At 65.5% G+C, this 21137-nt stretch carries 20 protein-coding genes; 11 read left to right on the top strand and 9 right to left on the bottom strand.

What is annotated here, in order from left to right:
• Nucleotides 1–111: 111 nt before the first annotated feature.
• The 3 genes from B047_RS0100690 (at nucleotide 112) to B047_RS0100680 (ending at nucleotide 3138) form a co-directional block, all read left to right on the top strand.
• On the top strand, nucleotides 112–1116 hold the full coding sequence (locus B047_RS0100690; protein WP_018465039.1) for an ABC transporter permease: 1005 nt from the start codon (nucleotides 112–114) through the stop codon (nucleotides 1114–1116).
• A gap of 9 nt (nucleotides 1117–1125) precedes the next feature.
• Nucleotides 1126–2007, top strand: a complete 882-nt coding sequence (locus B047_RS0100685; protein ID WP_245533665.1) for an ABC transporter permease — start codon at nucleotides 1126–1128, stop codon at nucleotides 2005–2007.
• A gap of 84 nt (nucleotides 2008–2091) precedes the next feature.
• Nucleotides 2092–3138 (top strand): protease complex subunit PrcB family protein, encoded by a 1047-nt coding sequence (locus B047_RS0100680; RefSeq protein WP_018465037.1) that lies wholly within the window; start codon nucleotides 2092–2094, stop codon nucleotides 3136–3138.
• On the opposite strand, the gene B047_RS0100675 is transcribed toward B047_RS0100680, so the two are convergent.
• The 3 genes from B047_RS0100675 to B047_RS0100665 all read right to left on the bottom strand — a co-directional run bounded on the left by B047_RS0100675 (nucleotide 3132) and on the right by B047_RS0100665 (nucleotide 6568).
• Nucleotides 3132–4301, bottom strand: a complete 1170-nt coding sequence (locus tag B047_RS0100675; RefSeq protein ID WP_018465036.1) for a bifunctional folylpolyglutamate synthase/dihydrofolate synthase — start codon at nucleotides 4299–4301, stop codon at nucleotides 3132–3134. The genes B047_RS0100680 and B047_RS0100675 overlap by 7 nt on opposite strands.
• Before the next feature lie 53 nt (nucleotides 4302–4354).
• Entirely contained in the window at nucleotides 4355–4789 is a 435-nt protein-coding gene (locus tag B047_RS0100670) for a hypothetical protein (RefSeq protein WP_018465035.1), read from the bottom strand.
• Between the two features lie 120 nt (nucleotides 4790–4909).
• Nucleotides 4910–6568, bottom strand: coding sequence for a bifunctional metallophosphatase/5'-nucleotidase (locus B047_RS0100665; RefSeq protein WP_018465034.1), 1659 nt, complete (start codon nucleotides 6566–6568; stop codon nucleotides 4910–4912).
• Between the two features lie 133 nt (nucleotides 6569–6701).
• Between B047_RS0100665 and B047_RS0100660 the strand changes: the two genes are divergently transcribed.
• A complete protein-coding gene (locus B047_RS0100660) occupies nucleotides 6702–7814 on the top strand; it encodes a PQQ-dependent sugar dehydrogenase (RefSeq protein WP_018465033.1) in 1113 nt (370 codons plus the stop codon).
• An 80-nt stretch (nucleotides 7815–7894) separates the two neighbouring features.
• Here the strand turns inward: B047_RS0100660 and B047_RS0100655 are convergent, their stop codons facing one another.
• Nucleotides 7895–9451 carry an acyl-CoA mutase large subunit family protein gene (locus B047_RS0100655; protein ID WP_026234448.1) on the bottom strand — a complete coding sequence of 519 codons (1557 nt, stop codon included), beginning with the start codon at nucleotides 9449–9451 and terminating at the stop codon, nucleotides 7895–7897.
• A 2-nt stretch (nucleotides 9452–9453) separates the two neighbouring features.
• Nucleotides 9454–9597, bottom strand: a complete 144-nt coding sequence (locus B047_RS18065; RefSeq protein WP_018465031.1) for a hypothetical protein — start codon at nucleotides 9595–9597, stop codon at nucleotides 9454–9456.
• A 156-nt stretch (nucleotides 9598–9753) separates the two neighbouring features.
• Here B047_RS18065 and B047_RS0100645 point away from each other — a divergent pair, with 156 nt between their 5' ends.
• The 5 genes from B047_RS0100645 (at nucleotide 9754) to rodA (ending at nucleotide 13584) form a co-directional block, all read left to right on the top strand.
• Nucleotides 9754–10290, top strand: a complete 537-nt coding sequence (locus B047_RS0100645) for a DMT family transporter (RefSeq protein WP_018465030.1) — start codon at nucleotides 9754–9756, stop codon at nucleotides 10288–10290.
• Nucleotides 10290–11336: a nucleoside 2-deoxyribosyltransferase gene (locus tag B047_RS0100640; protein WP_018465029.1), complete on the top strand. Its 1047-nt coding sequence runs from the start codon at nucleotides 10290–10292 to the stop codon at nucleotides 11334–11336. Before B047_RS0100645 ends, B047_RS0100640 begins: the two co-directional genes overlap by 1 nt.
• 78 nt (nucleotides 11337–11414) lie before the next feature.
• A complete protein-coding gene (gene minD / locus B047_RS0100635; RefSeq protein ID WP_018465028.1) occupies nucleotides 11415–12218 on the top strand; it encodes a septum site-determining protein MinD in 804 nt (267 codons plus the stop codon).
• Nucleotides 12218–12451, top strand: a complete 234-nt coding sequence (gene minE, locus B047_RS0100630; protein ID WP_018465027.1) for a cell division topological specificity factor MinE — start codon at nucleotides 12218–12220, stop codon at nucleotides 12449–12451. The genes minD and minE overlap by 1 nt, the downstream gene beginning before the upstream one ends.
• A gap of 53 nt (nucleotides 12452–12504) precedes the next feature.
• Nucleotides 12505–13584, top strand: coding sequence for a rod shape-determining protein RodA (gene rodA / locus B047_RS0100625; protein ID WP_018465026.1), 1080 nt, complete (start codon nucleotides 12505–12507; stop codon nucleotides 13582–13584).
• 338 nt (nucleotides 13585–13922) lie between these two features.
• Here rodA and malQ read toward each other — a convergent pair whose 3' ends face one another.
• The 4 genes from malQ to B047_RS0100605 all read right to left on the bottom strand — a co-directional run bounded on the left by malQ (nucleotide 13923) and on the right by B047_RS0100605 (nucleotide 18412).
• Nucleotides 13923–15422 (bottom strand): 4-alpha-glucanotransferase, encoded by a 1500-nt coding sequence (gene malQ / locus B047_RS0100620; protein WP_018465025.1) that lies wholly within the window; start codon nucleotides 15420–15422, stop codon nucleotides 13923–13925.
• 132 nt (nucleotides 15423–15554) lie between these two features.
• Nucleotides 15555–16427 (bottom strand): 3-hydroxybutyryl-CoA dehydrogenase, encoded by an 873-nt coding sequence (locus B047_RS0100615; RefSeq protein WP_018465024.1) that lies wholly within the window; start codon nucleotides 16425–16427, stop codon nucleotides 15555–15557.
• A gap of 84 nt (nucleotides 16428–16511) precedes the next feature.
• The gene (locus tag B047_RS0100610) at nucleotides 16512–17408 is read right to left on the bottom strand and encodes a DMT family transporter (protein WP_018465023.1); all 897 of its coding nucleotides are present in this window, start codon (nucleotides 17406–17408) and stop codon (nucleotides 16512–16514) included.
• Nucleotides 17409–17506: 98 nt separating this feature from the next.
• Nucleotides 17507–18412, bottom strand: a complete 906-nt coding sequence (locus B047_RS0100605) for a CAP domain-containing protein (protein ID WP_018465022.1) — start codon at nucleotides 18410–18412, stop codon at nucleotides 17507–17509.
• 98 nt (nucleotides 18413–18510) lie between these two features.
• Between B047_RS0100605 and B047_RS17105 the strand changes: the two genes are divergently transcribed.
• Together B047_RS17105 and B047_RS0100595 are read left to right on the top strand one after the other, a co-directional pair.
• Nucleotides 18511–19917 (top strand): M16 family metallopeptidase, encoded by a 1407-nt coding sequence (locus B047_RS17105; RefSeq protein WP_018465021.1) that lies wholly within the window; start codon nucleotides 18511–18513, stop codon nucleotides 19915–19917.
• Nucleotides 19889–21118 (top strand): M16 family metallopeptidase, encoded by a 1230-nt coding sequence (locus B047_RS0100595; protein ID WP_245533664.1) that lies wholly within the window; start codon nucleotides 19889–19891, stop codon nucleotides 21116–21118. The genes B047_RS17105 and B047_RS0100595 overlap by 29 nt, the downstream gene beginning before the upstream one ends.
• Nucleotides 21119–21137: the final 19 nt, after the last annotated feature.

Here is a 21137-nt window from a genome sequence, read left to right as displayed (position 1 = left end):
GGTATAAGTACGGTGTATCCAGGAGAAGAAACCAAGGCTTGCCCCTGAGTCTGAAGCTCAGGGGTTCACAAGTTGTGCTCTGCTCGGTATTATCGGCAGGCAGGTGCATGCATGTGGGCTTATGTCGTTCGTCGTCTGCTGGGTTTGATCCCGGTGCTGTTTGGGATTTCGCTGCTGGTATTCGCTTTTCTCCGTGCCATCCCCGGTGACCCGGCGGTGGTGATGCTGGGCGAGCGGGGCACGCCCGAGCAGATCGAGGCGCTGCGGGAAAAGCTGGGGCTCAATCGGCCCCTGCCCGAGCAGTATGTCATCTTCGTGAGTCAGCTTCTGCGGGGAGATCTGGGCAGGAGCAACTTCAGCCTGCTCGAGGTGCGCGACCTGCTGGCGGCCAAGTGGCCTGCGACCTTCGAGCTTGCGGTCTCGGCCATGCTGGTGGCTATGCTCATCGGGGTCCCGCTGGGCATCCTGGCCGCCGTGCGCAAGAACAGCATCTGGGACAACCTGGCGACCAGCTTTGCTTTGGTAGGGGTGTCGCTGCCGGTGTTTTGGCTGGGCCTGATGTTGGTCTACCTCTTTGCCGTCAACCTCCAGTGGCTGCCCTCGGGTGGAAGGCTCTCGGTTGAAGCCGACGCCTTCTTCCGGCCTATCACCGGCTTTTACGTGCTCGACGCCCTCATCCAGCGCAAGGCTGTCGTCGACGTGCTCTCCCACTTGGTCCTCCCGGCCCTCACCTTGGGCACTATCCCCCTGGCCATCCTCACCCGCATCACCCGCAGCGCCATGCTCGAGGTGCTCTCGCAGGACTACGTGCGCACCGCACGGGCCAAGGGCCAGGCCGAGCGGGTGGTGATCTGGCGGCACGCGCTCAAGAACGCCCTGCTGCCGGTGGTGACCATCATCGGCTTGCAGTTTGGCACCCTGCTGGGCGGGGCCATCCTGACCGAGACCATCTTCAGTTGGCCGGGCATCGGGAGCTGGATCTACGAGGGCATCATCAACCGCGACTACCCGGTGGTGCAGGGTGGGGTGGTCTTCGTGGCTTTTGTCTTCGTGCTGATCAACCTCCTCGTAGACCTCTCCTACGCCCTCCTGGACCCGCGCATTCAGTACCGATAAGGAGTCCCCATGGCTGCAACCGCAACCGCTCCCTCGCGCGTGGAAACCCCCACGCGCATGGCGCTCAAGCGCTTCATGAAGTCGACCTCGGGCAAGATTGGGCTGGCGCTGGCGACATTTTTGGTGTTGTTGGCCTTGCTCGCGCCGCTCATCAGACCCTACAACCCCGCCGTCGATCGCGACTTCCTCAACATCAAAAAGCCCCCCTCCGCCGAGCACCTCTTCGGCACCGACAACCTGGGCCGCGACGTGTTCACCCGCGTCATTCACGGCAGTCGCATCTCCTTGCAGGTGGGGTTGGTGGCGGTGGGCCTGAGCCTGAGCATCGGAACCCTGCTGGGCCTGGTGGCAGGCTACTTCCGGGGAAGCCTCGAGGTCTTCATCGGCTGGATTACCGACATCCTGCTGGCCTTTCCCAGCACCTTGCTGGCCATCGCCATCGTGGCGGTGCTGGGCTCCAACCTGACCAACGCCATGATCGCGGTGAGCGTGACGCAGATCCCCGTCTACATCCGATTGGCCCGCAGCGTGGTGCTGAGCGTGCGGGAGCTGGAGTTCATTCAGGCGGCCAACGCCCTGGGGGCTCCCAACCATCGCATCCTGCTGCGCCACCTGCTGCCCAACGCCCTGCCGCCGGTGGTCGTGCAGGCTACCCTGTCCATCGGGACGGCCACGCTCGAGACCGCTGCGCTGGGCTTTTTGGGGCTGGGCGCCCAGCCTCCGGCCCCCGAGTGGGGCGCCATGCTCTCCGACGCCTTCCGGCAGGGACATTGGCTGGATGCACCCTGGATGATGATATTCCCCGGCTTCTTCATCCTGCTCACCGTGCTGGCCTTCAACCTGCTGGGCGACGGCTTGCGCGACGCGCTCGACCCGAGGGCGAATAAGTAGGGGCGCTGATCGCAAGGTGCTCCTGTCTATTGACCATCGGTACGCTGACGCGCTTTTCTCATCGTTAAGTCTTAGGATGAAATTATGAAGCGATGGCTCGCGGTGCCGCTGTTGGTGCTGGGGCTTTCGGCTTGCGTGTTCGAGCCGCAGCGCCCTTATTACAACGTGACCGACGTGCAGATGTTCTTCCCCGAGTCCAGCGAGCGGTGGCTGTACTTCTATGGCGACAGCATGCTCGTATTGAACGAGCAGCGCAGCCTGCGCCTGGAGCCCAAGCCTGTAGGGCAGAGCAACATTTGGGAGGTCAGGGATGCCTTGTGGGTCAACGGGGAGCCGGTCTGGCGCGAGGTCGCTCCGCGTTTGAGCCGTATGGTTGCGCTTACCCTCAGCGCCTTTCCCTCGGGCAGATTGGTACTGCGTGCTGAGCGGGATATCGAGTCGGCCTGGTACTACGACGGCTCGAGCTGGTACCAGCTCAGCGCCTCGGTGGAGGAGGGCCGCCAGGTGGTGAGCGACCCCCAAGCCCGCACCCCCGAGCTCGAGGGCCTGACGGGGGCGGAGCAGCAGGTGCTGCTGCGAGAGATCCTGGCCCGCCGCGGAGGCCGCCCGGTGGTGCTCTACGAGATCACCCCGCCCCTCCAGCGCTTGCGGCTGGAGCCTGGGCCTTTCCTCTACCGCCAGGTCGGTCTGGCGGTGCAGTATGGCGTACCTCAGGAGCTTATCGTGATCCCCGAACCTCCTACCGTGAGGGTGTTGGCCCAGGGTTCGCAGAGCACCTACAGCGATACCCTGCCACTGGCTTATGTCGCTACCAACCCCATCGCTTACTCGCGTTTCCGCAGTTTCCTGCCTGACGCGCCCAACGTCAATTTCAACGAGGTCAGCCTGGCAGCCTTGTTCATCGGCCAGAAGCCCACGGGCGGCTACTCGGTGCGCTTCGTCTCGGCCCGTCAGCAGGGTACGACCTGGGAGATCACGGTCAGCCTGATCAGTCCTGCTCCTGGCGCGATCGTGACCCAGGTCATCACCAGCCCCTACTTGGTGTTGCAGATTCCGGGCAGGCCCAACCGGGTGATTTTCCGCGATACCTCGGGCCGGCTCATTGCCGAGGGCAGCCCCTTCGTTCAGTAAACCCCCAGCCTCTTCAGCACCTCACCCACCAGGTATAAGGAGCCGGTCACCAGCACCGGCTCCTGGCCTTTTCGGGCGGCGCGGGCGTCCTCGAGGGCCTCCAGGGGATCCTCGAAAAAAGGCGCGCTGTGCACGGCTTTCAGTGTAAGTGCGTCCAAAGCCCCGGCCCCGGCGCTGGTGTAGCGTAGCGAGCGGGCTCCTGGCAGCAGAATTTCCAGCACCTGGCGGTAGTCCTTGCGGGGAAAAGCCCCGTACACCAGATGGTAGCCGCTGAGTTCCTGGGCCAGGGCGCGAGCGGCGGGCGGGTTGTGGGCTCCGTCGAGGATGAGCTCGAGTCCCCGCCACTCCACGCGCTGCATTCGGCCCGGGTGCTTGGCCTGGGTGATCCCCTGGGCGATGGCTGCCTCGCGGATGCCCAGGAGGCGGGCGGCGGCAGCGCAGAGGCGGGCGTTGACCCGCTGGAAGGCCCCACTCAGGGAGGGTTGGCTGGGTAGGTCGAAGAGCGAGTCGTCTTCGCTGAGCACATGCAAGGGTGCGCCCTTCTCCCGTGCGATTCTGCTCACGATCTCCAGCGCCACGCCCTCGGCTGCCGTCACCACCGGCACGCCCGGGCGAATGGCCCCGGCCTTGTCACGGGCTACTGCCTCGAGCGAGCCCCCCAGCACCTCCAGATGGTCCTCTCCCACATTGGTCAGGATCACGAGCGCTACGCGCGGAAGTACCCGCGTGGCGTCGAGCAGCCCGCCCACCCCGGCTTCCACCACGGCCAGCTCCACCTCCGCACGGGCGAAGTGGTCGAAGGCCAGGGCCACGCTGTGGTCGAAGAAGGCGATGCGCTCGGGAAAGGTCTGCTTCCTGGCCCACTCCACGAAGTCCACCACCTCCTCCGCAGGGATCAGGCCCCCTTGGGTGCGAATCCGCTCGCGAAAGTCGATCAGGTGAGGGCTGGTGGTGGCCCCGTAACGTACCCCTGCCGCGCACAGGGTGGCCTCGAGGAAGGCCACCACGCTGCCCTTGCCGTTGGTTCCTACCACGTGGACCGCCTCGAAGCGCTCCTCGGGATGACCCAGCCGCTCGAGCACCGCCCGCACCCGGCTCAGGCCACGCGGCCCGCCGGCCCTGGTTTGGGCGTAAAGCCAGGCTACGGCCTCTTCGTAAGTCACGCGTCCATTGTAGCGGTGTGCTCAGAGAGCCGAACACGCGTTGGTGGCCGGCCTCAAATCAACGTGCTCAGCTTGACCCAGGTGACGGCCAGCATCCACATTCCGGCCCAGATATACACATAACGCCCTTTCCAACCCAGCAACACCAGCGCTCCTGTCAGCAGGTCGTTGAGGGCGATGAACCAGAGCATGGGCTCGAGGGGCAAGGGGGTCAGGCGCAGGAAGCTGCGCTCCATGAGCTTGAGGAAGGTGTTGGGGTCAATCAGGGCGCTGAGGCTGTTGACCAGGAAGATGCTGGCGAAGCCCAGACGGAAGATCCAGTGCGGCGGGTGCGAGGTCGCCATGGCGGGATCGGGTTCGGTCAGCCGCAAGGCCGATTCGACCTCTTGTAGCGGCCAGCCCTTGGCGAGCAGGCGGGAACGGATCTCATCCGGGTGGATGGCCCGGCTGCGCTGGATCTGGACATAGGCGATAAGACGCGCCGACATGGGCTAGATTGTGGCACAGGCCGAAAATGGATTGTAGTGAGTGAACATTAATCGGGGTTCACGCTTCGTTTGGCAAAGCAAAACCTGGGGCAACAGCCCCAGGTTTTACGGGTGGGAGCTTCAGGCCAGAGCGAGGCGGTCGGGCTGATAGGGGGCGGGCTCGAGGCTGGCCCTGGGCTCGTTGAGGATGGTGATGCGGCCTTCCTCCTTGGCATCGACGGTGCCCAGGCTGCGCACGTACTCCAAAAAGGCCTCCGCGTCGCCGAAGCCGGTGTCGTAGCGGGCGCCTTTGGCGTTTTTGAGGCTCTCGAAGCCGTCGCCACCGGTGGCGATGAAGTTGTTGACCACCGCGCGGTAGGTGGCGGCAGGGTCGATGGGCACGTACTGACCGTCCTTGAGCACCTCGACCTTGGTCACGCGGCTGCCCACGGGCTTGGCCAGGTCGAAGGTATAGCGCAGCCCAGCCACCCCCGAGAGGAAGCGCCCGGCGCCCTGCTCCCACTGGGAGACGCCGTTCTCGAGCGCGGCGATCACCTCGGCTCCGGTGAGGTCCATGACCACCAAGGTGTTGCCGAAGGGCAGCACCTCGTAGATCTTGCCCACGGTGATGGGGCCGGCGGGGATCGTCGCCCGTACCCCACCACCGTTTTGCAGCGCAATCTGGGTCTTGGCTCCTTTGGTCTTCCACAGCATCCCGTCGGCGATGAGGTTGGAGAGGTTGCTCTCCCGCTTGCGCACGACGGTGCGCTCGCCGTTGAGGAGGGTGCGGGCCTGGGCCACCACCTGTGCGTTGAGGGCAGCAATGGGGAGGGAGTAGACCCGCACCGCTTCGGCGGCGTAGGGGTCTTCACGGTACTTCTGCTCGGTGACCAGAATGGCCTCGCCCTTGTGGCCGACCAGCAAGCCCTTGTCGTCGAACTCGAGGTTGAGCTTGCCCACCACCTTGCCCCACTCCCACGCCTGCACCACCAGCACGTCGCGGCCTTCGGGGTTCTTGACGATGGTGGGGTAGGGCCCGGCGGGCTGGAGTTCCTTGGCCTCGAAGCTGCCCAGCAGGGTATGGCTGTGCCCGCCCACGATGACCTGAGCGCCCACGATCTTCTTGCCGAGCTCGAGGTCGGCCAGGTAGCCCAAGTGGGAGAGGATGACGATCTTGTTCACGCCACGCGCCAGCAGCTCGTTGATGGCCTTCTGCGCCGCGGCGACGGGATCGGTGAAGGAGACGGTGGGGCCGGGATTGGCGATGATGGCGGTGTCGGGGGTGGTCAGACCCACGATGCCGATGTTCTGGCCGCCCACGCGCACCACGGTGTAGGGCTGCACTTTGGAAAGCTTGGGCTCCTTGCTCACATCCACGTTGGCACCCAGCACCGGGAAGCGTGCGCCGTCGAGGAAGGCCGCCAGCGCGTCGGGGCCGAGGTCGAACTCGTGGTTGCCCAGCGCCATCACCCGCACGCCCTCGCGGTGCATGAAGTAGCGGTCGGCCAGGCCGCGGTATTGGGTGAAGTAGAGGGTGCCCTGGAATACGTCGCCTGCGTGCAAAAACAGCGGGTTGGGTTCGCTAGAGCGCAGCTGATCGTACAGGCGAATGCGCCGGGCCACGCCCCCGACCTTGACCTTCTGGCCCCCCAGGGTGAGCTCCACGGGGTCGATGTGGGCGTGGGTGTCGTTGGTGTGGATGATGGTGAGGCGGAAGACCCCGTTGCCTTGGGCGTGGCCTAGACCCGCAGCCGCGAGGCCTGTAGCCAATCCGGCTTTGAGTACGTCTCTGCGTTTCATTTTTTTCCCTCCTCGCACAATCATAAGCTTACCGAGGTCAGCCATGGATCATGTAGCACAAAGCCCGTCGCTCCTGTGAGGGATTGTGGACTCTTTCCTCCACAGCTCATGCAGACTGTCTAAACTGAAGACCATGCCAAAACTGATTTTCGTATTGTTGCTGCTGGGGCTGGCTCAGGCTCAGAACCTCAACTTCAGGTTGGTGGCCTCGGATCTCGAGCGGCCCACCTTTCTGACCTACGCCCCCGACGGCTCGGGCCGGCTATTCGTTACCGAGCAGACCGGCAAGGTGCGGGTGATCCAAGGGGGGAGGTTGCGTCCTGAGGTTTTTTTGGACCTGAGCAACCGCATCAGCTGCTGCGGCGAGCGGGGGCTGCTGAGCCTGGTGTTCCATCCCGACTTCAAGAACAACGGCTTTTTCTTCGTCAACTATACCCGCAGTCCCGATGGGGCCACGGTCATCGCCCGCTATAAGGTGGCTGCCGAGGGCAACCGGGCCGACCCTGCTTCGGCCAGGGTGCTCCTGGTCATCGAGCAGCCTTTTGCCAACCACAACGGCGGGCAACTGGCCTTTGGTCCGGATGGCTATCTCTACATCGGCATGGGCGATGGTGGCAGTGGAGGAGACCCGCTGAACCACGGGCAGAACCTGGGCAGCCTGCTGGGCAAGATCCTGCGTATCGACGTGAACAAGGAGGAAAACGGCAGGCCCTATGCCATCCCCCCCAGCAACCCCTTCGTAGGCCGCCAGGGGGTTCGCCCGGAGATCTGGTCCTACGGTTGGCGCAACCCCTGGCGCTTCAGCTTCGACCGCGAGACCGGCGACATGTGGATCGCCGACGTGGGCCAGAACCAGCGGGAGGAGGTCGACCTCGAGCCCAGGGGTAAGGGTGGCCTCAACTACGGCTGGCGCTTGATGGAGGGCAGCGCTTGCTATAACCCCTCCAGCAACTGCAACAACGGCAGCTTGGTACTGCCGGTGCTGGAGTACGACCACTCTCAGGATTGCTCGATCACGGGAGGGTACCGCTACCGGGGGAGGGCGATGGCCAGCCTCAGGGGGGCCTACATCTACGGTGACTACTGCTCGGGCCGCATTTGGGTAGCCACCGAGCAGGGGGGTAAGTGGGTGGTCAGCCGGAGCTTCGAGACCGGCTACAGCATCAGCTCCTTTGGCGAGGATGCCGAGGGTGAGCTGTATGTGCTTGACCACCGGGGTGCGGTGTACCGGCTCGAGCTCAGGTAGCTAGAGCGGTTCCCGCGATGACCGCCTACAGTGGCCTCTTGCTGTAGGCGGTCATTTACGCTGCACCGCGTGCGGCGCAGTCAGTAGCTCGGCTGGTACTCCCCCCACTCCTCGCGCAGCACCTTGCCGATCTCGCCCAGCGTAGCGCGGCGGCGGAAGGCCTCGAGGATATGGGGCATGAGGTTCTCGGAGCCGCGGGCGGCTTGGCGCAGCGCCTCGAGGGCGTTGGCAGTAGCCTGGCCGTCGCGCTGCTGGCGAAAGGCTTTGATCTGGGCCTGACGGCGACGGTCGAGGGACTCGTCGATGCGCTGGATGGGGGTGGCTTCGTTGAGGGGGGAGTCGGGGCGGTTGAACTTGTTGACCGAGACGATGACGCGCTGTCCCGACTCCACCTCGCGCTGGAAGGTCCAGGCCGACTCCTCGATCTCGCGCTGGAAGAAGCCGGCCTCCACCGCGGCCACCGAGCCGCCGAGCTGGTCGATCTGGGCGATGAGGCGCTGGGCTTCGGCCTCGAGCGCGTCGGTGAGGTGCTCGACGTAGAAGCTGCCGCCCAACGGGTCGATGGCGCGGGTCACGCCCGACTCGTAGGCCAGCACCTGCTGGGTGCGCAGGGCCAGCAGGGCGCTCTTCTCGGTAGGCAGTCCCAGCGCTTCGTCGTAGGCATTGGTGTGCAGGCTCTGGGTGCCGCCCAGCACGGCGGCGAGTGCTTGGTAGGCGGTGCGCACCACGTTGACCAGCGGCTCCTGTGCGGTGAGGGTGGAGCCTCCGGTCTGGGTGTGGAAGCGCAGCATCCAGCTCTTGGGGTCCTTGGCCCCGAACTCCTCCTTCATGATCCGCGCCCACATACGCCGGGCCGCGCGGAACTTGGCGGCTTCCTCGAGGATGTCGTTGTGGGAAGCGAAGAAGAAGGAGAGGCGGGGGGCAAAGGCGTCGATGTTGAGGCCGGCCTCGAGCGCCGCTCTCACGTAGGCCTTGCCGTTGGCGAGGGTGAAGGCGATCTCCTGCGCGGCGGTGCTGCCGGCTTCGCGAATGTGGTAGCCGGAGATGGAGATGGTGTTCCACTTGGGCACGTGCTGGGCACAGAAGGCGAAGAGGTCGGTGATGAGGCGCATGGAGGGGTTGGGGGGGAAGATGTAGGTGCCCCGCGCGATGTACTCCTTGAGGATGTCGTTTTGCACGGTGCCGCCCACCTTGTCCCAGCTCACGCCCTGCTCCTCGGCCACCAGCAGGTACAGCGCCAGCAGCATCGCGGCGGGGGCGTTGATGGTCATGGAGGTGGTGACTTGGTCGAGCGGGATGCCTTCGAAGAGCACCTTCATGTCCTCGATGGAGGCGATGGAGACCCCCACCCGTCCCACCTCGCCCACGCTGAGGGGGTGGTCGGGGTCGAGGGCGAGTTGGGTGGGCAGGTCGAAGGCCACGCTCAGGCCGGTCTGGCCCTGCTCGAGCAGATATCGGTAGCGGGCGTTGGACTCCTCGGCGCTGCTGAAGCCCGCGTATTGCCGCATGGTCCAGGGCCGCTCGGTGTACATCTTGGGGTAGACGCCGCGGGTGAAGGGGTACTGCCCCGGCCTTCCCAGGCGCTCGCGCAGGTCCTCGGGCAGGGACTCAAAAAGGGTTTGCGAAAGGGTTTGCATGCTCACCTCAGGTGAAAATCGATCAGGAGCAGGGTCAGGCCCACCCCACCCAGCAGCATCCCCGGCAACAGGAGGAGCTGGTAAAGGACGGCGACCATCGCCAGCATATCCCTCCAGCCGAGCTTGGGTTCGCGCTTGGAGCGCATGGCCGAATTCTACCCCGCGCCCGCGCTTTTAAAGCTCCCCGCCCTCGTCGCAGGGCTAGGGCATGGCAAAAGCCCCTGTTTTGCATCATGAAGGGGCCTTGTTTGAGGATGTTCTATAATCCAAGAACAAATGCTCACTGTTACCTCGAGGAGCCTATGAGTCCAAACATCCCCCTTACGCCGCTGCTGGTAGCCGTCGCCACCGGTCTGATGATCGCCCTGCTAGGCCCCATCAATGCCCTGCTGCAGCCCATAGCTGGGACCTGGGGCCTCTCCACCGTGGTCCACGTGGTCGGCCTGACCGTGTCGGTGCTGGGGTTGTTGCTAATTCAGCGCAGCAGCTTCCTGGGGTGGGCGCTCGAGCCCTCTTTGTGCGGGGCTTTACTGATGGTGGCGACGCTAGGCTTACTGACTTGTGCCTTCCTCTTGTACCGCGGTCTGCAGCAGGGGCTCCCCTGGTACAGCTACCTCGGCGGGGTGATCGGGCTGCTGGTGGTGCTGGGGACGGTGTTCTCCATCCAGCGCCTGGGTGTTGCCAACGCCATGATCCTCATCCTCGCCAGCCAGATCGCCGCCGCGGCGGTGGTGGGGTACTTAGGGCTGCTGGGTCAGGCCGCCAACCCGCTTTCCTTGCTCAAGGTAGTCGGGCTGGGGGTGATGGTGCTGGGGGCCGTCGTGGCGGTGAGGAACTAGTGGACCCCCGCCTCGAGCGCCTCCGACGGGGCCAGGGCCCCCTCTACGTCGCCACCTTTCTCTTCGAGCACACTGGCCGCTACTACGGCTCGCGCCTCGAGCATGCTTGCCTCCAGGGGCTGCGGGAGGGGCTCGAGACACTGGGGCTGCCTCCTGAAGGCCCCCTTACCTTCCTACCCTACCGCGATTCCAACGGCGCAGTGGTGCCTCGACCCGGAGAGAGCCTCACCCAGGCCATCTACCGCCTCGACACCGCGCGTGTGCGCAACTCTTTTGCGCTGCTGGCTCCGCTTTACCACACCCAGTATGACGGGGGGGTCTCCTTCGAGATCGGCTACGCCGCCGGGATCGGTCTGCCGGTGCTCGTGTTGCTGAGCAACTTTTTCTGCTACAAGCATGACCGCATCGCTGAACCCCAGCGCTTGCAGCCCCTGCTCGAGCTCTTGGCCGACGAGGTGCTGTGCGAGGGTGACTTCCCCCTCTCGGGCCTCGACCCCGACCCCCGGGCCTACCGCGAGCTCATCGAGGCCGCCTTTGAGCGGATCGAGCGGCGGGTGAGGGAGGCAGTGCGGGCGTTGGTGCTGCATTACCCCGGACAGCGAAAGGCCCCCGACCCCCCGCTACGCTCAGGTCAGGTCTTCCTCGAGTTCGGGGGTGGGGAATACGAGTACCAGATGGTCCTGGCCGAGCGGGCAGCGGGGGAGCTCGAGGCGCTGGGCTGGCGCGTAGGGATCGCCCAGCGCTACCAGGCCGCCAGTGCTGAGGGTTTGCGCGAAGGGGCCGAGCGGGACTTTTGGAACGCCCTCACCAGTGAGGCGGTGGTCATCTTCGGTGACGGAGCCGATGTGAACCCCGAGAGCGCCGCACTGCAGGGCTACCTGCGAGCGTTGGGGCGCCGGGTGCTTCTGTACTGCTCGAGCCTCACCCGCCTCTACGTTAGCCCCGAGTACGACACGCGTCGCAACCTCATGCTCATGCACTCTGCCGACCGCATAGTCACCCGCTTGGCCGACCTGGCCGAGGCGGTGGGTTTCCCCCGGTCCTGAGGGCCGGGGATAGTTCCTGAGCCTTCATGCTCGAGGCTTGACTGTGTCCTGACCGATATACTGTCGCAAGGAGGCAACGTGAAAGCTAGGGCCATTGTGGTGACATCAGGCAAGGGTGGGGTGGGCAAGACCACCACCACGGCCAATGTGGGGGCGGCCTTGGCCAAACTGGGCGAGAGGGTCGTCGTTATTGATGTGGATGTGGGATTGCGCAATCTGGACGTGGTGATGGGACTGGAGGGCCGGGTGGTCTTCGACCTCATCGATGTGCTCGAGGGGCGCTGCAAACGCTCGCAGGCCCTCATCAAGGACAAGCGGCTGGAGGGGCTCTTCCTGCTCCCGGCTTCCCAGACCAGGGATAAGGAAGCGCTCGATGCTGAGAAATTCCGCCTGCTGGTCAGGGCGCTCATCGAGGAAGACGGCTTCAACCGCGTACTCATCGACTCCCCAGCGGGCATCGAGCGGGGCTTCCAGACCGCAGCGACCCCTGCCGAGGGGGCTTTGGTGGTGGTCAACCCTGAGGTCTCCTCGGTACGCGACGCCGATCGCATCATTGGCATGCTCGAGGCGCGGGAGGTACGGGAGAACTTCCTGGTCATCAACCGCCTGCGGCCTAAGATGGTCGAGCGAGGTGACATGCTCTCGGTCGAGGATGTGCAGGAGATTTTGGGCCTCAAGCCCATCGGCATTGTTCCTGAAGACGAGAAGGTGCTGATCTCGAGCAACGAGGGGGAACCTCTGGTGCTCAAGAACGGCTCCATTGCGGGCAGCGCCTTCATGGACGTGGCCCGGCGCATTCGGGGTGAGGAGGTTCCCTTCCCCGACCTGCGTGAGAAAGGCGGCTTCATGGGCGCTCTGCGCAAACTGCTTGGGGGTAGCTGATGGCCTGGTTCTGGCAGCGCAACAAGAGCAAGGACGTGCTGAAGGAGCGACTCAAGCTCACCCTGGCCTATGACCGCGCCCAACTCGCTCCCGGCATGGTGGACGCCCTCAAGAACGATCTGCTCGACGTGCTCAAGCGCTACTTCCCCGCCGAACAGGAAGCCCTCAAGGTCGAGCTCGAGCAGCGGGGGGAAAAAGTGGTGATGATCGCCAACATCCCCTTGCGCGGGTGAAAAGTAAGCGGCCGCTTTTGGCTTTGGGCTCGAGGTCTGTAGGCTTTAAAACGATGACTCTGCCGCGTATTTCCCTCCTCGCCTACGACTGGAGCCTGGTGATGGTGGTGGGTTTGATTCACCTGGCTGGGTTGGTTACCTTGCGCAGCGCAGCGCCTAGCCCGGCTGTTTTCTTCAATCAGCTCATGTTCTCGGGGGTGGCGGTGATGGCGGCGGTAGCTTTGCAGTTTCTCAGCCGCCGCCAGGTGCAGTCGTGGGGTTGGCTGCTTTATGGCCTGTCCCTGGTGCTGCTGGTGGCGGTGCTGGTGATGGGCCGGGAGGTCAACGGGGCTAGGGCCTGGCTGGACCTGGGCCCGGTCAACTTCCAGCCCAGCGAGCTGGCCAAGCTCTCCTTGATTTTGGTGCTCTCGCGTTGGCTCAGCCGCCGCGAACCCGGCCGCATCTTTGGCTACGCCGCACCTCTCCTGATCGCAGCGCCCGTCCTGGGCTTGGTGCTCATCGAGCCCGACCTGGGGGGAACCACCGTGCTGGCGGTGATCGTGGTGTCCTTGCTGCTGACCTGGGGCATGCCCATGCGGCACTTCCTGGTGGGCTTGGCGCTGCTGGGCATCGCGGCTCCTTTTGCCTTCCAACATCTCGAGCCCTACCAACAGCAGCGCATCATCGTGGGCTTCAATCCCGAGAGCGATCCGCAGGGCAAGGGCTACCAGCAGATCCAATCCATGATCGCCATCGGCTCGGGGGGTCTGTTGGGCAAGGGTTATGGGCAGGGCACCCAAAGCCAGCTCGGTTACGTCCCCGAGAAGCAAAACGACTTTATCTTTGCCGTGCTGAGCGAGGAGTGGGGTTTCGTAGGGGCGGTATCGCTGCTGGTGCTATATGGGTTGCTGTTCTTCCGGTTGGCCCGGATGGCGCTGGAGTGCAACCGCCTCGAGGACCGCCTGATCATCGTGGGAGTGTGCTCCATGATCGCTTTTCAGGTGATGGTCAACATCGGCGTGACCATCGGCATGGCTCCCGTCACCGGCCTGACCTTGCCGCTGTTTTCCGCAGGAGGGACCAGCCTGCTCTTCGTGTACGTGTCTTTGGGGCTTGCCGCCTTAGTCCACCGCGACCGTTACCGCGACCTTTGAAGGCTCATACCGGATTCAAAAAGATAATCACCCAAACCAAAGACCTTCAGAGGCTATCTTTTTGAATCCTAGAGCACTCCCTTCGGTCGACCGCCCCGCCTTGGCGGGGCGGCGTTCCCATTCGGGAACGAACTGACCGAATCTGGTATCACCCCCTCGCCAGGACGGTGTGGACACGATGCTGGCCGCATGCACCTTGTAGGCGGCGGGTCTCAGGCTAGAACACCCAACGTTACCGGAAGGTTACAAAATAAAGGTTGGCTCAAGGGGGAATCGATGGCCCATACCAGAGGGCCTGGGTCAAGCGTCGAGGGCTGGTGACGCGGTGTACGACCCCTTCAGCGCCCCGTAGCCACGGCCAAGGCCCTCAGGCGCGCGGCGTGCTCCGGGGTAAGGTCCTGAGGGGCGTAGCGCCACGACCAGTAGCCACCCACCTTGCCGGGATAGTTCATGCGGGCCTCGGTGTCCAGGCCGAAGACGTCCTGCAGGGGTATCACCGCCAGCCTGGCCGGGCTCTTGAAGGCCAGGGTGATCAGCGCCCAGGGCACCTCAGCGGGGGTGTTGAAGGGGATGTCGTTGTCCTGGAGGTAGGAGCGCATGAACTCCTTCTCCTCCTCGGGGGCGGTCTTGTACCAGCCCAAGGTGGTGTCGTTGTCGTGGGTACCGGTGTAGACGATGACGTTGCCGTCCTCGGGGTAGTTGTGGGGCAGGAAGGGGTTGGTCTCGTCGGAGAAGGCGAATTGCAGGATCTTCATGCCGGGGAAGCCGAAGCCGTCGCGCAAGGCCTCGACCTCTGGGGTGATTACGCCGAGGTCCTCGGCGATGATGGGCGCATCGCCCAGCGCTGTGCGCACCGCCTGGAACAGCGCCTCGCCCGGAGCTTTGACCCAGCGACCCTTGACGGCGGTGTGGGCGCTGCCAGGGATCTCCCAGTAGGCCTCGAAGCCCCGGAAGTGGTCGATGCGCACCAGGTCGCAAGTCTGCAGGCTCTGCCTGATGCGGGCGATCCACCAGCCGAAGCCGTCGGCCTGCATCACCTCCCAGCGGTAGAGCGGGTTACCCCACAGTTGCCCGGTTTCGCTGAAGTAGTCCGGCGGAACCCCGGCTACCACGCTCGGCGTGCCGTCGGGGTTGAGGTAGAAGTACTGCGGGTTGGCCCACACGTCGCTGGAATCGTAAGCCACGAAGATGGGCATGTCCCCGATGATCTTGATGCCCTTCTGGGCAGCGTAGGCCCGCAGTTCGGCCCAGGAGGTGTAGAACAGCCACTGGCTCCAAGCGTGCATCCCCACCTCCTCGGCCAGCTCGCGCCGGGCGGCCTCGAGCGCCTGCGGCTCCCGCCGGACCAGCTCGGGGCTCCACTCGTTCCAGGGCTTGCCGCCGAAGCTGTTCTTGAGCGCCATGAACAGCGCGTAGTCGGCCAGCCAGCCCGCTTCCTTCTGCTCGAAAGCGGCAAAAGCGCTCTTGTCGGCCTGGCTGGCCCTGGCCGCGAAGCCCGCGTAAGCCCGGCGCAGCAGCGGCCAGCGGGTGTCGTAGAGCCAGCCGTAATCGACCTTGTGGGCAGGGTAGGCCGGGGGATCTTCGGGCTCGAGCCAACCCCTGGCGATGAGCATGTCGGGGTCGATGAGATAGGGGTTGCCGGCGAAGGCCGAGAAGGACTGGTAGGGCGAGTCACCATAGCTCGTAGGCCCCAGCGGCAGCACCTGCCACCACCTAGCCCCCGCCTCGGCCAGCCAGTCGATAAAAGCGCGGGCTTCCTGCCCGAGCGTGCCAATGCCCCAGCGGCCAGGGAAGCTGGTGGGGTGGAGCAACATCCCGAAGCTGCGTTGTAGGTCCATGGCCCCAGCATACTGGGTCCTGTGGAAGCGTTTCTACGGCTCGAGGGGTTCCCCGTGGTTTATCGAGTAGGGGCGAAACGCCTTGCGTACGACCTAGGGCCTAAAACCCACGCCCAGCGTTGGGCGTTCTCTTCAGCCGATCTTGTTCCCCTTCTCGTCGTAGCGGTAGAATCCCCGCCCGCTCTTGCGGCCATAGAGCCCGGCCTGCACCATCTTGCGCAGCAGTGGGGAGGGACGGTACTTGTCGTCGCCCAAGCCCCGGTGCAGCACCTCCATGATCGAGAGGCAAGTGTCGAGGCCGATGAAGTCGGCGAGGGTGAGGGGGCCCATGGGGTGGTTCATGCCCAGCTTCATGATCTGGTCGATGGCCTCGGGGGTGGCGACGCCCTCCATCACGCACTGGATGGCCTCGTTGATCATGGGCAGCAGCACCCGGTTGGAGACGAAGCCGGGGTAGTCGTTGACCTCGACCGGGGTCTTGCCCATGCGGCGGGCGGCTTCCAGCACGGCCTGGGTGGTCTCGTCGCTGGTGAGGTAGCCCCGGATGACCTCGACGAGCTCCATCAGGGGCACGGGGTTCATGAAGTGCATGCCGATGAAGCGCTCGGGGCGCTTCGTCACCGAGGCCAGGCGGGTGATGGGGATGGAGGAGGTGTTGGAGGCCAGGATGGCCGTGGGCTTGAGCAGGGGGTCGAGGTCGCGGAAGAGCTCGTTCTTGGCGGGCTCGCTCTCCACGATGGCCTCGATGACCAGGTCGCAGTCGGAGAGGTCGGAGAGTTGAAGGGTGGTCTGGATGCGCTCGAGCGAGGCGTCGTGGGTGGCCTGGTCAAGCCGACCCTTCTCCAGCAGCTTGGCTAAGGAGCGCCGTATGGTGCTCAGGCCGCGCTCGACGAAGCTCTCCTCGAGGTCGCGCAACACCACCGCGTAACCCGCCTGCGCCGCCACCTGGGCGATGCCCGATCCCATCTGCCCTGCACCAACTACACCGATTTTGCGAATTTCCATACGCCGTCATTGTATCGGCTGGGCTCATCTTTCGTGCCCCGTCCTGCCTACGGCCTAAGGCACGCGAGAAGATCGCTTTGGGGCTCAGCCCTCGACCCTGAGCTGCGGGCGCGGGGCGCTTTTGACCTTGCCCAGGGTGTTGACCACGATCACCCCCACCAACGCGACGGCCCCGCCAATCATCGACAGCAGCGCGGGCACCTCGCCCAACCAGACGAAGGCGATCAGCGTGGCGATGAGGGGGTTGACGTAGAGGAAGCTGGTGACCCTCGTGGCGGGCGCCCTCGAGAGCGCATAGGACCAGCTTACGTAGGACAACCCGCCCGGCAGCACCCCCAGGTAGATCACGGCCAGCGTCGTGGACAGCGGGGCCGCCGCCACCTCCTGAGCCAGGCCCGGCAGGAAGAGCAGCATGGGCAGGGTTCCCGCCCAGATGGAGTAGGCCGTGAACTGAAGGGCGGTGTAGCGCCGGTAGAAGGGCTTTTGCAGCACGAAGTACAGCGAGGTGGCCAGGGCCGAGAGCAAGATGAGGAGGGCTCCCGGCTGTAGCTCGAAGCCTCCGGGCTTGCCGAAGGCGATCAGCGCCACCCCACCAAAGGCCATGGCGATGCCAATCCAGCCCCAGCTCGAGATCTCCTCCTTGAGCAAGGAGCGTGAGAGCAAAGCCGTGAAGACCGGCCCGCAGGCGATGAGCAAGGCGGCGGGCCCCGCCAGCACCGTGACCTGGCCGAAGTTGAGCGCGGTGTGGTAGACGGTGATCCCCACGAAGCCGAGGGCGAAGATGCCCGGCCAATCCTCCCGCCGGGGCAGGGGCATGCGCACCGCCAGGGCATAGATCAGCAGGGTCAGCGAGGCCACCAAAAAGCGCAGCAGGGTGAGGTGGCCGGGAGAGTAGGCCTCGAGACCGGCCCGGATCCCCGCGAAAGCCGAGGCCCAGGGTAACAGGGTCGCCACGATCGCCAGCAGCGTACGGTAATCCATTCCAGAAGTCTAATGCAGTCCGCCTGATTCGGGCAGTATCCGAACCATATTCGGCTATGGAGCCGTGCGCAAAGCGGGGGGCACCGCAGACTCGATGCTCAGCGCAAAGGGATTCGGTGGGTGTAGTCGATCCTCTGCCCCTGCAATCGCCCCACCCACAGGAATTGCAGCGTGCCCGGCAGGGTCAGCTCGAGCGTTTGTGGCCCCACGATCCGCCGCCACAAGCGGGGTTCGGCCCCCACCGAGAGGGCGTATTGGCCGCTGGGAAGGGCCAGCCGCAGGGTCACGCCGGGGGTTTCGGTGACCTCGAGCCGGGCCTGCCAGCCGCCTCCCCGCCCTTCGGGGACCGAGAACCAGCCCCGACCGTCGTTGAAGCCGTATTCCAGCTTCGAGCCGGGGGGCAGCTCGAGGCTCAGGTCCAGCCTGGGCCCGACCTGGGCAAAAAGCTGGCGCTCCAGGAAGATGCCCAGCGTTCCCGGAGCCTGCCCGCTCAGCCACAGCAGGGTGCGCTGAGCCTGGGCCGGGCTTCGCTTCAGCAGGGGATCGAAGGGCCGCCCCACGAAGTTCTGCACCACCACCACCTTGCGGCCCTGACGCACCAGGGCCACTCCCAGGTGGGTGAAGTCGCCCTTGAGCAGGTTGGCGCGATGGCCGGGGCTGTTCATCCAGTCTTGCACAGCCTTCTTGGGGACTTCGGCGTCGGGGTAGCCCTCGTAGAAGGCCAAGTTCTCCCCCACCACCACCTCGGTGACCCCCGCCGCCGCCATGCGCTGGCCGGGGGTGCGACCCTCAGGAGTGTCGTGGCTAAAGTAGCCCCGCGCCAGCATGTCCTGGGCGTGGCCTAGGGCGGCTTTGTAGGCCAGGTCGTCCCACAGCAAAGCCCCCAGACCGTGGGCCAGGCGAAGCTGGTTGGTCCGGGCCAACACCTCGAGCTCGAGGGCGCTTTGTGCGAAGGCCGCCGAGAGCAGCGGCGTCAGCAAAATCAGCAAGCGGGTGAGCCTCACAAGCTCGAGCCTAGCGCAAGCGTGCGGGCCTTGGGTGACGGATAGCTAAAGGGGGTGTATGGCTTGTGGCCCCACCAAACCGTATACTCCCAAGGCATATGGCTTTAGCGCGAAGCGTGACCTTGTCCAATGGCCTGATCCTGGCCGTGGAGGAACAACCCTGGAACCCCGGCGTGGCCATGCAGTTGCTGCTGCCGGTAGGGGCCGTCACCGACCCCGAGGGCCTCGAGGGGGCGGCCAATCTGCTCGAGGGCTGGCTGTGGAAGGGGGCCGGGGGCCGCGATGCGCGAGCCCTGGCCGAGGCCTTCGACGACCTGGGCGTGCGCCGGGGCAGCGCAGCCGGGCTGGAGTACACCACGCTGGGGGCTTCCTTCCTGGCGGGGCAGCTCGAGAAGGTGCTCGCGCTCTACGCCGACGTGCTCATGCGGCCTGCGCTACCCGAGGAGGCCTTCGAGACGGTGCGGCAGGTGGCCTTGCAGGAGCTGGCCTCGCTCGAGGACCAGCCTCCCAAGAAGATGTTCACCGCGTTGCGGCGGGCGGTCTTCACCAGCCCCCACGGGCGCAACCCCAGCGGTACCCTCGAGGGGCTCCAGGCAGCCACCCCCGAGGCCCTGCGGGCCGATTTTGCCCGGCGCTACAGGGCACAGGGCTCGATCCTGGCGCTGGCCGGAGGGATCACCCTCGAGCGGGCCCAGGCGGCGGTGGAAGCCACGCTCGGGCTATGGCGGGGGGGTGAGGGGGACGATCCCCTTCGGGACGGAGCAAGCTCCGTGCACCCGGGGGACGATCCCCTATCGGGACGGGCGAGGCCCGTGCACCCGGGGGGCGATCCCCTATCGGGACGGCTTGCAGCCGTGCACCCGGTGGCGGCGCCCGCGCCCGCGGTGAGCCAGCCCCATAGCCTGCGGCTCGAGCAGCACGGCGCCCAGGTGCAGATCGGGCTGATCTACCCCGATGTGAGCATCGACCACCCCGAGTTCTACACCGCGCGCCTGGCGGCGCAGGTGCTCTCGGGCGGCATGGGGGCGCGGCTGTTCGTCGAGGTGCGCGAGAAGCGCGGGCTGGTCTACTCGGTCTACGCCTCGCCCAACGGGGTCAAGGGCTACAGCTACCTCAGCGCCTACGCCGGAACCACGCCGGAGCGCGCCGAGGAGACCCTGCGGGTGCTGCGGGCCGAGATCGAAGGACTGGCCCAGGGGGTGAGCGCAGAGGAGCTCGAGCGGGCCAAGGTGGGCCTGCGCACCATGCTGGTGATGCAGGAGGAGTCGGCGCGCTCGAGGGCGGCGAGCATGGCCCGCGACCTCTACCTGCTCGGACGGGTGCGCAGCCTCGAGGAGATCGAGGCCGCCATCGCCGCCGTGAACCTCGAGCGCATCAACCGCTACCTGGCAGAAAACCCCTACCGCGACCCCTGGACCGCCGTCCTGGGCCCGGTAGATCACGTGGCCTCGCAAAGCAACCCCCATGGACACCAGCATGAAATTCAAGGAAACCCGTCTCGATAACGGCCTCACCGTCATCGCCGAGGTCAACCCGGCAGCCCGCAGCGTGGCAATGGGCTACTTCGTCAAGACCGGCAGTCGCGACGAGCGCCCCGAGGAGTCGGGCGTCTCGCACTTCCTCGAGCACATGCTCTTCAAGGGCACCCCTACCCGCGACGCCATCGAGATCAACCTCGAGTTCGATCGCATGGGCGCGCAGAACAACGCTTTCACCACCGAGGAGAACACCGTCTACCACGGCGCGGTGCTCCCGGAGTTCGGCCCCAGGCTCCTCGAGTTGTTCACCGACATGATGCGCCCGGCGCTGCGCCAGGAGGACTTCGACACCGAAAAGCAGGTGATCCTCGAGGAGATCGCCCTCTACGCCGACCGCCCGCAGATCATGGCCTTCGACTGGGCCCGCGAGCGTTACTTCCGGGGGCACAGCCTGGGCAACAGCGTGCTGGGCACGGCGCAGAGCGTGGGGGCCCTGACCCGCGAGCAGATGGCCGACTACCACGCCCGGCGCTACTCGCCCGCCAACATGGTGCTGGCCCTGGCCGGTCGGCTCGACTGGGAGGCCACCCTCGAGCAGATCCGGGCCCTGACCGACCACTGGCCTCCCGCGGGCGCAAGACGGGAGTACGCGCCCTTCGAGCCCCAGCCGGGGGAGTTCCGCCAGCCCTACCCCCAGGCCACCCAGAGCTACCTGGTTCACCTCGCACCCGGCTTCGCCGCCCAAGACGAGCGGCGCTACGCCGCAAGCGTGCTGGCGAGCATCCTAGGGGCCGAGGGCAACAGCCGCCTGCACTGGGCCTTGGTGGACAGCGGCCTGGTGGAGTCGGTCGGCGCGAGCCACGACGAGAACGACGGGGTGGGGCTGTTCTACACCTTCGCCCAGACCGACCCGGCCAACGAGGAGCGGGTGGTGGAGGTGCTGCGCCGCGAACTGGAGCGCCTCGAGCGCGAGGGGGTGCGGCCTGAGGAGGTCGAGCGGGCTAAGAACAAGATCGCCACCGGCATCGTCTTCGCGGGCGAAACCCCCATGGGCCGGCTGTTCAACCTGGGCCTCTCCTATGTCTACACCGGACGCTACGAGACCTTGAGCGAGATGGCCCGCAAGTACGAAGCCCTCACCATCGCCGAGGTGAACGCGCTGCTCGAGGCGAAGCCCTTCTCGCAGGGCTTTCTCTACCGCTTGGTGCCCGCCGAGGTCGATAACTGATCGTCAAAGCGTTCGCGTC

Origin of the sequence: Calidithermus timidus DSM 17022 (genome assembly GCF_000373205.1) — a bacterium.
GTDB classification, from domain to species: domain Bacteria; phylum Deinococcota; class Deinococci; order Deinococcales; family Thermaceae; genus Calidithermus; species Calidithermus timidus.
This window is presented reverse-complemented; position numbering and strand designations above follow the sequence as displayed.

Excerpts from the sequence above, each read along its gene's own strand:
- B047_RS0100690 (WP_018465039.1), top strand. The coding sequence starts at position 112 with ATGTGGGCTTATGTCGTTCGTCGTCTGCTGGGTTTGATCCCGGTGCTG.
- B047_RS0100685 (WP_245533665.1), top strand. The coding sequence starts at position 1,126 with ATGGCTGCAACCGCAACCGCTCCCTCGCGCGTGGAAACCCCCACGCGC.
- B047_RS0100680 (WP_018465037.1), top strand. The coding sequence starts at position 2,092 with ATGAAGCGATGGCTCGCGGTGCCGCTGTTGGTGCTGGGGCTTTCGGCT.
- B047_RS0100670 (WP_018465035.1), bottom strand. The coding sequence starts at position 4,789 with ATGTCGGCGCGTCTTATCGCCTATGTCCAGATCCAGCGCAGCCGGGCC.
- B047_RS0100665 (WP_018465034.1), bottom strand. The coding sequence starts at position 6,568 with ATGAAACGCAGAGACGTACTCAAAGCCGGATTGGCTACAGGCCTCGCG.
- B047_RS0100660 (WP_018465033.1), top strand. The coding sequence starts at position 6,702 with ATGCCAAAACTGATTTTCGTATTGTTGCTGCTGGGGCTGGCTCAGGCT.
- B047_RS0100655 (WP_026234448.1), bottom strand. The coding sequence starts at position 9,451 with ATGCAAACCCTTTCGCAAACCCTTTTTGAGTCCCTGCCCGAGGACCTG.
- B047_RS18065 (WP_018465031.1), bottom strand. The coding sequence starts at position 9,597 with ATGCGCTCCAAGCGCGAACCCAAGCTCGGCTGGAGGGATATGCTGGCG.
- B047_RS0100645 (WP_018465030.1), top strand. The coding sequence starts at position 9,754 with ATGAGTCCAAACATCCCCCTTACGCCGCTGCTGGTAGCCGTCGCCACC.
- minE (WP_018465027.1), top strand. The coding sequence starts at position 12,218 with ATGGCCTGGTTCTGGCAGCGCAACAAGAGCAAGGACGTGCTGAAGGAG.
- rodA (WP_018465026.1), top strand. The coding sequence starts at position 12,505 with ATGACTCTGCCGCGTATTTCCCTCCTCGCCTACGACTGGAGCCTGGTG.
- malQ (WP_018465025.1), bottom strand. The coding sequence starts at position 15,422 with ATGGACCTACAACGCAGCTTCGGGATGTTGCTCCACCCCACCAGCTTC.
- B047_RS0100615 (WP_018465024.1), bottom strand. The coding sequence starts at position 16,427 with ATGGAAATTCGCAAAATCGGTGTAGTTGGTGCAGGGCAGATGGGATCG.
- B047_RS0100610 (WP_018465023.1), bottom strand. The coding sequence starts at position 17,408 with ATGGATTACCGTACGCTGCTGGCGATCGTGGCGACCCTGTTACCCTGG.
- B047_RS17105 (WP_018465021.1), top strand. The coding sequence starts at position 18,511 with ATGGCTTTAGCGCGAAGCGTGACCTTGTCCAATGGCCTGATCCTGGCC.
- B047_RS0100595 (WP_245533664.1), top strand. The coding sequence starts at position 19,889 with ATGAAATTCAAGGAAACCCGTCTCGATAACGGCCTCACCGTCATCGCC.